Annotated in this window: 10 protein-coding genes; 2 read left to right on the top strand and 8 right to left on the bottom strand. The window is 73.9% G+C overall.

From position 1 onward, the window contains the following. Window positions 1–115 precede the first annotated feature (115 nt). The 7 genes from AB0L59_RS25815 to AB0L59_RS25785 all read right to left on the bottom strand — a co-directional run bounded on the left by AB0L59_RS25815 (window position 116) and on the right by AB0L59_RS25785 (window position 7,368). Window positions 116–1,405 (bottom strand): hypothetical protein, encoded by a 1,290-nt coding sequence (locus AB0L59_RS25815; protein WP_365587876.1) that lies wholly within the window; start codon window positions 1,403–1,405, stop codon window positions 116–118. Beyond that, complete coding sequence (locus AB0L59_RS25810; RefSeq protein WP_365587952.1) at window positions 1,402–2,442, bottom strand: hypothetical protein; 1,041 nt, start codon at window positions 2,440–2,442, stop codon at window positions 1,402–1,404. The genes AB0L59_RS25815 and AB0L59_RS25810 overlap by 4 nt, the downstream gene beginning before the upstream one ends. 44 nt (window positions 2,443–2,486) lie before the next feature. Next, the gene (locus AB0L59_RS25805; RefSeq protein WP_365587874.1) at window positions 2,487–3,512 is read right to left on the bottom strand and encodes a hypothetical protein; all 1,026 of its coding nucleotides are present in this window, start codon (window positions 3,510–3,512) and stop codon (window positions 2,487–2,489) included. 92 nt (window positions 3,513–3,604) lie between these two features. Further along, the gene (locus AB0L59_RS25800) at window positions 3,605–4,303 is read right to left on the bottom strand and encodes an LPXTG cell wall anchor domain-containing protein (RefSeq protein WP_365587872.1); all 699 of its coding nucleotides are present in this window, start codon (window positions 4,301–4,303) and stop codon (window positions 3,605–3,607) included. 165 nt (window positions 4,304–4,468) lie between these two features. Then, window positions 4,469–5,752: a serine--tRNA ligase gene (serS, locus tag AB0L59_RS25795; protein WP_365587869.1), complete on the bottom strand. Its 1,284-nt coding sequence runs from the start codon at window positions 5,750–5,752 to the stop codon at window positions 4,469–4,471. 365 nt (window positions 5,753–6,117) lie between these two features. Next, on the bottom strand, window positions 6,118–6,687 hold the full coding sequence (locus AB0L59_RS25790; protein ID WP_365587867.1) for an ATP-binding protein: 570 nt from the start codon (window positions 6,685–6,687) through the stop codon (window positions 6,118–6,120). A 303-nt stretch (window positions 6,688–6,990) separates the two neighbouring features. Next, window positions 6,991–7,368, bottom strand: coding sequence for an STAS domain-containing protein (locus tag AB0L59_RS25785; protein WP_365587864.1), 378 nt, complete (start codon window positions 7,366–7,368; stop codon window positions 6,991–6,993). Between the two features lie 247 nt (window positions 7,369–7,615). Here AB0L59_RS25785 and AB0L59_RS25780 point away from each other — a divergent pair, with 247 nt between their 5' ends. Both AB0L59_RS25780 and AB0L59_RS25775 read left to right on the top strand, forming a co-directional pair. After that, entirely contained in the window at window positions 7,616–8,512 is an 897-nt protein-coding gene (locus tag AB0L59_RS25780) for an RNA polymerase sigma factor SigF (protein ID WP_365587861.1), read from the top strand. A gap of 303 nt (window positions 8,513–8,815) precedes the next feature. Then, on the top strand, window positions 8,816–10,369 hold the full coding sequence (locus AB0L59_RS25775; RefSeq protein ID WP_365587859.1) for a ricin-type beta-trefoil lectin domain protein: 1,554 nt from the start codon (window positions 8,816–8,818) through the stop codon (window positions 10,367–10,369). Between the two features lie 183 nt (window positions 10,370–10,552). Here AB0L59_RS25775 and hutI read toward each other — a convergent pair whose 3' ends face one another. After that, complete coding sequence (gene hutI / locus AB0L59_RS25770; protein WP_365587856.1) at window positions 10,553–11,728, bottom strand: imidazolonepropionase; 1,176 nt, start codon at window positions 11,726–11,728, stop codon at window positions 10,553–10,555. Window positions 11,729–11,744 lie beyond the last annotated feature (16 nt).

Genomic DNA, 11,744 nt, shown 5'->3' with positions numbered 1-11,744 from the left:
TTGGCGTGTGCGAGACGGTTCAAAGAGCCATGGGGCCGCTGCGCGTCGGCGGCTGCTGGTCGTCCGCGGCCGGTCGCGCGCTCCCCGTGCCCCCGGGGCGGCCAGGGCAATACACCTAGCGCGCCCCGCGCCGTGGCATGAACGTGAACACCGCTCCCCCCAGCAGGATCGCCGTGCCGGCCACCAGGCCGAGGGCCTTCAGGGCGCCGTGGTCGCTCGCGCCGGTCTCGGCGAGGCCGCCGGAGCCGGAGGTGCTGCTGCCGCCGGTCGAGGAGGTGCCGCCTGACGTCGACGTGCCTCCGGACGTGCCGCCCGGCTGCCGGCTGGTGTCCAGGGTGAGCGAGACCTCGGTCCGGGTCGGTGTGCACGTCGTGGTCGTACCCAGCGCCTTGACCGTGAGGACGCCCGGGGACAGCGTCGAGGTGCCGCTCGCGCCGGGCTTGTAGGTGCCGGTGAGGTCGGGGATCTCGATCGGGTCGCCGGACTTGATGGCCTTGGCGTTCGTCGGCCCCTCCACATGCACCGTGCCCTTGTCGGCGCCGCCCACCGCCACCTCCATGGACGGCTTCACGGAGTTCGCCGGGATGTCGGCGGGGCTGTCCATCACCGACTTCTTGAACTGCACGGTGAGGTCGAAGTTCCCGCCGTTCCTCCTGGCGTTGATCTGCACCGGCGAGGTCGCGTTCTTGTCGCCGATCGGGGTCTTGCAGGCGTACGGGATCTGCACCTCCTTGCCGGTGAAGTCGCTCTGCCCGCTGCCGCCGGTCGCGGTGGGCGTGGCGGTGGGGCTGCTGGACCGGGTCGGTGTCGTCGACTGCGTGGGTGTCGTCGACTGCGTCGGCGTCGAACCGGACGTGCCACCGCCCCCGTCTCCCGTCACCTGGATCGTCGCCGCCTTCTGCACGGTCTCCCTGGGCGTGCACTTGGTGTCGGTCGACATCGCGTTGACGGTGTACGCGTCGGGCGTCAGCGTCACCTCGCCGGCCGTCGTCAGCTTGATGCTGCCCTTCATGTCGGACAGCACCATGTCGCCACCCTTGGGGATGGCGGGGTTCGTGCGCGTCCCCTGCATCGCGAGGTCGGCGGTCTGCGCGCCGGCCGCCCTCAGCACCCCGGACGGCTGGACCGAGTTGGCGGGCAGGTCGATGATGTCGGGGTTCTTGGACGCCGCCTGGACGAACTTCCACACGACGTCCACCGTGTCGCCGACCTTCGCCGTGGCCGGCGCGGTGATCTCGACCTTCGTGGTGCCGTCGATCGGGCTGATGCCGGCGGGCGGCACACAGTGGGTGGCGTACGACACCTCGGCCGCCTGCGCGGGGCTCGCGGCGAGGCCCAGCAGGACGCCCGCACCGCTCAGCGCCAGCGCGGCGCCCGCGGCCGTACCTCTCCTTCGGATGCTCACGTGGGTCCCTTCGTGGTGGGAGTCGTAGGACTCGTGGGGCTGTCGTCGTGCGGTGCGGAGAGCCGGCCGGCCGGGGCGCCCGGGACGGAGTCCGGAGCGAACCACGGCAGGGTCGGGGTCGAGGGGGGCGGTTCGGTGGTACGGCTCCCGGGGCGGGGCAGCCGGGGCATTCGCAGGGTGCGGGTGAGGCGGGCGGCACCCGGGCGGCGCGGCCGCACCCGGTCCACGACGGCCATGCCGATGCGGAACAGCGCGGCCGGGACCACCAGGCAGAGCAGGATCCAGAACAGCGTCACGCCCCAGGGGCGGCCGACGCCCCACGGCTGTTCGGCGAGGACCCTGCCTTCGTACCTCACGGAGACGGTGTAGTCGCCGTGCGCTCCGGCGGACAGCTCGACGGGCAGCCTGACCTCGGCCTTCCTGCCGGGCGCCAGGGTGCCGTGCCACTGCCGGTCGTCCCACTGCGGAGCGAAGACGCCGTGCGCGGAGCCGACCTGGAAGAGGGGGTCCTTGATCGTGCTGGTGCCGGTGTTGCCGACGGTGAAGACCAGGGTGCGGCTCGGTGGGGCGCCGAACCAGGTCAGCACTCCGCTGGAGCCGGTCAGCCGGGTGTCGGACAGGATCGCCAGCCGGCCACCGGACTGTTCGGCGGGCAGCGGGGCGACGGGATGCCCGGCGACCTGGAGGACGGCGTCCGCCTCCGCCCCGGCGCCGGTGACGGTGGCCACGTGCACCACACAGGGGCAGGGCACGGGCGGCTCGGCGACCGGGAGTCGGCGGCTGAAGGCCCCCCGGGCGTCGGTGGTCACAGCCCGGCCGTCGCCGTTGGCGCAGGAGTTGGTGCCGCCGATGACACCCCGGGCCGGCGTGGCCCGCCCGCACACCAACAGCATCAGCAACGTACGCGACCGCCAGCCGCTCCCGCTGACGGTGAGCGAGCCGCCGGCGCCGGCCTGCGTCGCCGACAGCTTCACGACCGGCCCGGCCGCCGCGCCCGCCGTGCCGGTCAGCGGGAGCAGGACCCACGCGCACACCATCACGACCGCCACCGCCGCCGACCGCAGAACCCCCACCTTCCCGCTCACTTCACCGCGCCTTTCGTCAGCTCGGCCCCGGGGCCCGGGCCCTGGCCACCACCGGCAGCCCCCGGTCCTCCGACCGCCGGCACGCCCCCCGCCGCGCGGCTGAACCCCGGGGCACCGGTCGTCGGCCCCGTGGTCCTCGGGCCGCCGCCCGCCGCGCCGGACGGCCTACGGCGGCACCTCACGGCGATCACCGCGCCCGCCCCCGCCAGCAGCGCGCCGACCGCCCCCGCCGGCGCGCCCCACGGCACGAACCGTGCCGACGCGGTCGCCGTGGCGTGCGCTCCGCCGGAGGCCGTGACCGTCAGCCGTACGTCGACGGCGTCCAGCGCGGGGTGGTCCGCCCAGCGCTCGGTCAGTTTCCGGCTGGTGCCGGGGCGCAGATGGACGGAGAGTGTGCGCGGCGCGCGGTCCAGAACCCGGCCGAGGATGCCGTCCGCGCGCACCGCGAGCCTCGGCACGAGGACGGTCGTACCGCGGTTGACCAGCTCGTACGTGATGCGGTCGGCGTGCACCGCGAGGTGCTCGACGGTCAGCGCGGACAACGCCGGGCCGCCGACGCGCAACCGGATCGGGACGGTCGCCGTACGCCCCCGTGCGTCGCGCGCGACGACGGCGCCGGAGCGGTCGCCGGGCGCGGCCCCGGCCGGCACGGTCACCGTGAAGGGCACCTCGGCGCGGGTGCGACCAGGGACGCGTATCCCCTGGGAGGCCTTCTGCGCGAAGACGGTCCGCGGGCCGGTGCCGGACAGCCGCACGACGACCGGCGCGCGCCCGGGATTGGTGACGGACACCGTGTCCTGCAGGACCGTCCCGGGCGGGCCCTCGGCGTAGAAGGACGGGCGGCCGCCGCCCACGGGCGCGACGGACCAGCCCGCTGAGGCGGCGGAGGCGCTCGGTGCGGCGGCCGGCACGGCGCACAGGCACAGGGCCGCGGACAGTGCGGCACGGACCGGGAGCGGGCGCCGGTGGCGGGTCGGGGCATGGGCTCGGGCGCGGGTCTGGGCGCGGGCGGCGGACGGCATGGGCGGCTCCAGCGGTTGGCCTCGGCGTCGGCGGCGACCGGGGCTTCGGCGGTGGCCGATGGCCTGCGGTTCGGGGGGGCGTCGGCCCGGGGTCAGTGGCGTACCGTCCGGCCGTGCCGGGACAGCCAGAGCGCGCCCGCCGCACCGGCGAGCAGCACCGTGCCGCCCAGCGTGCCGAGGGCGACCACGGAGTCCTCCGGACCGGTCTGCGGCAGCTGCCCGCCGGAGGACGAGGAGGAGGACGAGGAGGAAGACGAGGAGGAGGACGAGGACGAGCCGGTGGCCGCGGTCACGTCCAGCGTCAGACCCGGTTTCGGATGGTTGGTCGGCGTGCAGGTCGTCGTCGTACCGAGTGCCTTGATGACGAGCGTGCCCGGCGTGAAGGTGACCTTGCCGGTCCTTTTCGGCGTGTACGTGCCGGTCAGGTCACTGATCTTGATGGGGGTGTCGGCGGGGATCGCGGCCGCGTTGGCGGGCCCGCTGACCGGCAGCGTGCCGCTGTCGGCGCCGCCGAGGCTGATGCTCGCGCTCGGGGTCATCGCACCCTTGCCCAGCTCGACGGGGCTGGAGGAGACGCCCTTCTGCCAGGACATGGTGATCTTGTAGCCGCCGCCGCTCTTGACGCCCGTCATGTCGATGGGCGAGACGGCGCTCTTGACGCCGATGGGCGTCTGACAGCGGTAGTCGACATCGACGACGTCGGCGTGGGCGGCCGGCGCGGACAGCAGCACCGCCGAGCCGGCCAGGGCCGCGGCGGACGCGAGCGCGGCGGTTCGTTTCGGGTACGACACGGTCGGTCCACCCCAATCATCGCGGCCGACATTTCCTGACGGCACATCAGATTCGGCCGTCAAGGTACGCCCGGCGCCGTGAGGAGGGAAGACGCATCACACGCCGGAGTTGTGGCGATCCGGCGTGTGTGACGGGTGGCTGGAGTGGAGGGTGGGCCCGGGGACTCACTCCTTGCGCAGCACCTCGGGCAGCCCCCAGCGCCGCAGCACCTCGGGGACGACGACGGTGCCGTCGGGCCGCTGGTGCTGTTCCAGGAGGGCCGGCACCAGCCGGCTGGTGGCCAGGCCCGAGGCGTTGAGGGTGTGCACGTACGCCGGCCTGCCGCCACCGGCCGGGCGGTACCGGATGCCGCCGCGCCGGGCCTGGTAGTCGCGGGCGTTCGACACCGAGCTGACCTCCGCGTAGGTGCCCAGGCTGGGCAGCCAGACCTCGACGTCGTACGTCCTGGCCTGGGCGGCGCTGGTGTCCTGGGCGGCGAGCCGGGCGACGCGGTGGTGCAGGCCGAGTCCGGCCACCAGCTCCTCGGCCCGGGCGAGGAGCTCGAGCTGGGCCGCGTCCGAGTCGGCCGGCCGGGTGAGCTGGAACAGTTCGACCTTGTTGAACTGGTGGCCGCGCAGGGTGCCCCGCTCGGCGGTGCGGTAGCCGCCGGCCTCCTTGCGGTAACAGGGGGTGTAGGCGACGTACTTGAGCGGCAGCTCGCGCTCGTCGAGGGTCTCGCCGTGGTGCAGGGCGGCGAGCGCGGTCTCGGCGGTGGGCAGCAGGAACCGCTCGGGACGGCCGTCGGCCGCGCGGTCCGTGACGAAGACGTCGTCCGCGAACTTCGGGAACTGGCCCGCGGTGTAGCCGGCCTGCCAGGTGAGCAGGTGGGGCGGGAGTACGAAGGTGTAACCCGCCCGGCGGTGGCTGTCCAGGAAGTGGTTGAGCAGCGCCCACTCCAGGGCGGCGCCCTCGCCCCGGTACACCCAGTGCCCGCTGCCGGCGAGCGCGGCCCCGCGCCGGTGGTCGACCAGGGCGAGCTCCCGGGTGAGTTGCACGTGGTCCCGGGGCGGGAAGCCGAACTCCGGGCGGTGGCCCCCGGTGCGGACGACCTCGTTGTGCTCCTTGCCGCCGGCGGGGACGTCCGGGTCGGGGAGATTCGGCAGGCCGTCGAGGAAGGCGCGGTGTTCGGCGTCCAGCCGGCCGTGTGCCGCGGCCGCCTCCGCGACCAGGTCGGCCAGTTCGGCGGCCCGGGCGAGTGGTTCGTCCGCGGGTTCGCCGGCCCGGCGCCGGCCCGCGACGTCCGCCGAGACGCGGCGCCGTTCGCCGCGCAGCCGCTCCAGGGCCGTACGGGCCTCACGCAGCCGCTCGTCGAGGGCGAGGAAGGTGTCGAGGTCCACGTCCAGGCCTCGTTTGGCGAGGCCCTCGCGGACGCGTTCGGGGTGCTGTCGGATGAGGGTGATGTCCAGCATGGCGCTGCCCAACTGGTCGGCGGGGCGGCGGTGTCCGCCCCGGGGTCGTCCCTCGGGGCGTGGGCGAGAGGGTGCTCGCGGTGCCACCACGCCTTCGCCGTCGTACGACGGCCTCGTGAGGCCCGATGACGGGGGCCGGCCGGCGGGGCATGGGGGCCGTCGTGGCGCGGCGGTCCGTTCCTCCCCGCACTCGGGAGGGGATTCACCCGGGGTGCGAGGCCGCCTTCCCAGCTGCCGGCGGCTCTCTCCGCTCGCGAAAGACCCGGGCTACTCCTCTCCTTCAGCGCGTTGCGCCCAGCGTAGGAACTGCCCGGCCCGGCGGAAACCGAATTTCCGCGTGTCAGCCGCGGACCCAAGCCGACGGACTACGCGGGCGCGCCCAGCTCCGCCCAGACCGTCTTGCCCGGCCGGCCCGTGGCGCGCACGACGCCCCAGTCCAGGCACAGCCGCTGCACGATGAACATGCCGTGGCCGCCGGGACGGCCGGCGCGGTGCGGGGTGCGGGGGGCCGGCTGGCCGGCGCCGCGGTCCGAGACCTCCACCCTGATCACCTTGTTGTCGCAGGCCAGGAGCAGTTCGTCGGGCCCCTCGGCGTGCAGGCACGCGTTGGTGACCAGCTCGGAGACGACGAGCAGCACGTCCTCGGCGGCGGCCCGCTGGTCGGCCGCGGCGGCGGGCAGCCAGCCCCACGCGTACAGCGCCTGGCGGGTGAAGTCGCGGGCGAGCGGCACGACCCCGCTCTCACCCTGCAGGCCGATTCTGCGGACCTGTGGTCCGCCGGTGCCCGGAGTGCCGCCGGCGGAACCGGACGGCACGGACGGCGCGGCTGCCCCCGTGGGCACGCCGGCGGCCGGCGCACCCTCCTCGGACGCCCCGGAAGCGCCGCTGGGCTCCGGGCCGCGGTCGCCCGGCGAGTAAGGCCGGGTGGTGCTCATCAGCGCTTCACCTCACCGATTCACCAGTTCACTGTTCAAAGGGCCGACACGGGTGCGTGCCGACCGGTCCGTACGTCTCCACCCGCCGTCCGCGCGGGGTGTCCTGCTCGCCCGTCCGTCGCACGTACGTCCCGTCCAGTCGTCTCGCCGGTCCCCCGGGTGGTCCGGGTCGGCGCTCGTCAGGGTTTTCCCGCCTTCTCCTGCCCTCTCCTGCCCGGCCGATCCGGCACAACACCCCTGATTTCGGCGTCGCCGATGCGGGCGCCCGCGGCCGGCGGCACACGGGAGGGCGGGGACGGCGGCTCAGTCGGCGCCGTCGGCCAGGGCCGCCTCCACGGAGTCGTGCACGGTGAAGACCGCCTCGGCCCCTGTGATCTCGAACACACGGGCGACCACCGGCTGCATCCCGGCCAGATGGACCCCGCCGCCGGCGGCCTCGGCCTTCAGCCGGGCGCCGAGCAGCACGTTCAGGCCCGTGGAGTCGCAGAACTCCAGGCGTGCGCAGTCCACGACGAGGCGTGAGAAGCCCTTGGCCAGGAGGTCGTCGAGGGGTTCACGCAAAAGATCGGCGGTGTGGTGGTCGAGCTCACCCGCCGGTGTCACTACGGCGCTGGAGCCCTCTTCCCGCACCTCCACCAGAAGCCGGCCCGACTGTGCGCTGCCGACCGTCCCGTGGTCCATGCCGTCTCTCTCCCGAGGTCGTGGACGCTGACTGCTCTCGAACATTACGCCTTCCAAGCGCACTCCGGCACCCGAACAACCTCACAGAACCGGACATACCTGAACAGAACGCACTTGCGATCGTCTCGGTGAAGCAGGTAGGGCTAGTAAGAACACCTACCCCTACACGCCGGCTTTGGAGGCGCCGCACACCGCAGTGCACGTCTTGGCTTCGGCAGCCTTATGCCGAGAACGATGGAGGACACCCATGTCACCCCGGCTCGACGCATCGCATACCCCGATCGCGACGTCGACACCCCCACCGGAACAACTGGATCATCCCATCGACGCCCTCGACGCCTTCGAGGGACTCCCGGAGATCCCCCCGTACGACGAGATCGGCCCGGTCGACGCGCGGGCCCTGTCCAAGACCCTCTTCGAGCGCCTGGAGTCGCTGGAGGAAGGGACGCACGAGTACTCGTACGTCCGCAACACCCTCGTCGAGCTCAACCTCGCGCTCGTCAAGTTCGCCGCCTCCCGTTTCCGCTCCCGCAGCGAGCCGATGGAGGACATCATCCAGGTCGGCACCATCGGCCTGATCAAGGCGATCGACCGCTTCGAGCTCTCCCGCGGCGTCGAGTTCCCGACCTTCGCGATGCCGACCATCATCGGCGAGATCAAGCGCTTCTTCCGCGACACCTCGTGGTCCGTGCGCGTACCGCGCAGGCTGCAGGAGCTGCGCCTGGACCTGGCCAAGGCCGGGGACGAGCTGGCCCAGCGGCTGGACCGGGCCCCGACGGTCCCGGAGCTGGCCGAGAAGCTCGGCATCTCCAACGACGAGGTCGTCGAGGGCATGGCCGCCTCGAACGCGTACACCGCCTCCTCACTGGACGCCCAGCCCGAGGAGGACGAGACGGAGGGCGCGCTCGCGGACCGCATCGGGTACGAGGACCACGGCCTGGAGGGCATCGAGTACATCGAGTCCCTCAAGCCGCTGATCGCCGAGCTCCCGTCCAGGGACCGGAAGATCCTCTCCCTGCGGTTCGTGGCGAACATGACTCAGTCGGAGATCGGCGAGGAGCTCGGCATCTCGCAGATGCACGTCTCCCGGCTGCTGTCACGGACGCTGGTGCGGCTGCGCAAGGGGCTGACACTGGAGGAGTGACCTCCGCGTCCCCGCCACTGTGACGGCTGCGCAGCGGCCCGGCCCCGGTGCCGGGCCGCTGCGGCGTTCTCGCCGACGCACCTCTCCGAGTGGCGCGGGTATCCGTGAACCCGCCCGCCATTCCTGACTCTTGGCACCTCTTCCGGCCAACTCGCCCCGTGATCCCAACCGTTATGCGGTTACCCGCGGAAACCTCTTTTCCCGGCCGTCGCGTCGGACCACTATGGCCCCCCGAACCGGCTGGTAGGTCAGGCCGGGACCGCAAGGGCGCGGTCTGCCGGGTGGCGCGAGGAGGCTGGACGCATGTCTCAGGGGGACGAGGCCGGGACCGACGGGACCGAGGCGGGCGGGGAGCCCGCGGACGCGCCGGACGCCCGGCTGACCGAACTGCTGCGCTCCCCCACGGTGACGGCGTACCCCGCCCTGCAGGAACTGCGCCGACGGCATCATCCGGCGGTCCTGGCCTACGCGCGGCTGTGCGCCGCGAGCGAGTCCGCCGCCCGCCGGCTGGCGGCCGAGGCCTTCACCACGGCGGCCCGCGAGACGGCCCGCGGCGTCGACCCGTCCGTCCCGCTGCGCCACCGGCTCCTGCTGCTCACGGCCAGGCCGGCCGCAGACTGGGCGCGCGACGAGCGCTCGGCCGGCCTCGACCCCGGACTGCTGCTCGTGCTGAACGCGTCCGGCCTGGCCGACGGGCCCACCCCGCCCCTGCTGCCCGCGTTCCGCTCCCTGTCGTCCCGGGATCAGGGCCTGATCTGGTACGACGTGGTGGAGCAGGAGCCGCAGGAGCGGACGGCCGCCCTGCTGGGCCTGAGCCGCGCGGACGTGGCCCACGGCACCCCGCAGGCCCTCAAGGCCCTGGCCCAGGCCTGCCTCCGCTCCCGCCTCGCCGCCTCTGACGACCCTCGCTGCACCGACTTCCGCCGGCTGATCGAGGAGGCGGTACGGCCGGACGGGCCGCGCTACAGCGCCGACCTCGACGCCCACATGGCCCGCTGTCCGCACTGCACGGCCGCGTTCGAGGACCTGCGGGCCCTGCGCGACGCACCCCGGCAGACGCTGGCGGAAGGGCTGCTGCCGTGGAGCGGGACGGCGTACATCCGCGCCGAGGAGCCGCCCGCCGCCCCCGCCGCCCCCGCGGCACGGGCCGCGGCCTGGCCGCCCCGGCGCCGCGTCCTGCTGGCCTCGGCGGCCCTGGGCGTGGCCCTCACCCCGCTCCTGGTGTTCCTGCTCACCCCGGCGCACAGCGACGACCAGCAGCCGACGGCCGCGACGCCGACGCCACCGCCGGTGACGGTCACGGCGACGGTCTCCGTCACCCCGTCCCCGTCGCCCTCCCCCACGACGTCCCCGTCGAAGACGCCGTCCGCGACCCCGAGTCCGTCCCGCCCGACCGCGCAGCCGTCGCCCTCCCCGAAGCCGACCCCCGCGCCGACGCCCCCCTTCACACCGCCCGGCGCCTCCTTCGCCCAGGTGGTGAACCTGGCGACGGGCCGCTGCCTGGACATCCGCGACGGCGACCTGTCGGAGGGCAACGACGTCATCACGGCCCCGTGCTCCTCCTCCGACACCCAGCGCTGGCGGTTCGACACCTATCTGGGCGTGCTGCGCTCGGGGGCCGACGACCACTTCTGCCTGGACAGCCGGGGCGCGACCGACCGGGGCGTCGGCATCTGGGAGTGCGATGCGGTCTACGGCGGCAACGGCGACAACCTCCGCTTCACCGTCGACCCCGACGGCACGATCCGCCCGAACATCGCCATCGAGACGGCGGTCACCCCCGACGGCAGACACGACGTGGTCTTCCAGCCCCTGGACGGCAGCGGGGAGCAGCGATGGCGGGCGGGGGCGCGGTGAGGTGGGGACGGCCGGAGTGGTGAGACTGGCGCGGGCCGAGGCAGGCGGCGCTGAGACCGGCGGCCGGCGGGGCCAGGCCGGGGGCCGCTGAGGCAGCCTGGGGTTTCCCCCGGTGCCGGCGGCGTCGGCGGAGACGGACGGGGGGCGCGCTGGTGGGGGGCGGCCCCCGCCGGCCGTCCCCGCTCAGACCACCTGCACGCCGCGGCGCCACACCCCGCTCACCAGCGGCACCCCCGGCCGGTAGGCCAGGTGCACGTGGCTGGGGGCGTCGAGAACGATCAGGTCGGCGCGGGCGCCGGGGGTGAGGTGGCCGATGTCGGTGCGGCGCAGGGCCGCCGCGCCGCCGGCCGTGGCCGACCAGACCGCCTCGTCCGGCGTCATCCGCATGTCACGGACGGCCAGGGCGACGCAGAAGGGGACGGAGGAGGTGAAGGACGACCCCGGATTGCAGTCGGTGGACAGGGCGACCGTGACCCCGGCGTCCAGCAGGCGGCGGGCGTCGGGCCACTCGGCCCGGGTGGAGAACTCGGCGCCGGGGAGGAGGGTGGCCACCGTGTCGCTGTTGGCCAGGGCGTCCACGTCCGCGTCCGTGAGGTGGGTGCAGTGGTCGGCGCTGGCCGCGTCCAGCTCGACGGCCAGCTGGACGCCGGGGCCGTAGGAGAGCTGGTTGGCGTGGATGCGGGGGTGCAGCCCCTTCGCCTTGCCGGCGGTGAGGATCGCGCGCGCCTGGTCACCGTCGAAGGCTCCCTTCTCGCAGAACACGTCGATCCAGCGGGCGTGCGGCGCGCAGGCGTCCAGCATCTCGCCGGTGACCAGGGCGACATAGGCGGCCGGGTCGTCGGCGTAGTCCGGGGAGACGATGTGCGCGCCGAGGTACGTCACCTCGTCGGTGTGCCGGGCCGCGAGGCGCAGCGCGCGGGACTCGTCCTCGACGGTCAGGCCGTAGCCCGACTTGGTCTCGAACGTCGTCGTGCCCTGGCGCAGGGCCTCGTCGAGGTACCGGGTGAGGTTGGCCTCCAGTTCCGCGTCGCTCGCCGCCCGGGTGGCCGCGACCGTGGTGCGGATACCGCCCGCCGTGTAGGAGCGGCCGGACATGCGGGCGTTGAACTCCTGCGTGCGGTCGCCGGCGAACACCAGGTGCGAGTGGGAGTCCACGAAGCCCGGCACCACCGCCCGGCCGCCCGCGTCGACCCGATTGTCAGTGGCGGGTGCTTTGCTGGATTCACCGGTCCACGCGACGCGGTCGCCCTCGATGACGACGGCGGCGTCCTGGACCAGACCGAGAGGGGAGCCGTCACCGAAGGAGGGGTCGTTGGTGACCAGCGTGGCGATGTTGGTGATGACGGTGCTGCTGCTCATGGTGTCCTCGGGGATG

Origin of the sequence: Streptomyces sp. NPDC052109, assembly GCF_040680195.1 — a bacterium.
In the GTDB taxonomy this organism is placed as follows: domain Bacteria; phylum Actinomycetota; class Actinomycetes; order Streptomycetales; family Streptomycetaceae; genus Streptomyces.
This window is presented reverse-complemented; position numbering and strand designations above follow the sequence as displayed.

Bases quoted from the DNA above. Each gene is read 5' to 3' on its own strand.
- AB0L59_RS25810 (WP_365587952.1), bottom strand. From the start codon at position 2,442: ATGGTGTGCGCGTGGGTCCTGCTCCCGCTGACCGGCACGGCGGGCGCG.
- AB0L59_RS25805 (WP_365587874.1), bottom strand. From the start codon at position 3,512: ATGCCGTCCGCCGCCCGCGCCCAGACCCGCGCCCGAGCCCATGCCCCG.
- serS (WP_365587869.1), bottom strand. From the start codon at position 5,752: ATGCTGGACATCACCCTCATCCGACAGCACCCCGAACGCGTCCGCGAG.
- AB0L59_RS25790 (WP_365587867.1), bottom strand. From the start codon at position 6,687: ATGAGCACCACCCGGCCTTACTCGCCGGGCGACCGCGGCCCGGAGCCC.
- AB0L59_RS25785 (WP_365587864.1), bottom strand. From the start codon at position 7,368: ATGGACCACGGGACGGTCGGCAGCGCACAGTCGGGCCGGCTTCTGGTG.
- AB0L59_RS25780 (WP_365587861.1), top strand. From the start codon at position 7,616: ATGTCACCCCGGCTCGACGCATCGCATACCCCGATCGCGACGTCGACA.
- AB0L59_RS25775 (WP_365587859.1), top strand. From the start codon at position 8,816: ATGTCTCAGGGGGACGAGGCCGGGACCGACGGGACCGAGGCGGGCGGG.
- hutI (WP_365587856.1), bottom strand. From the start codon at position 11,728: ATGAGCAGCAGCACCGTCATCACCAACATCGCCACGCTGGTCACCAAC.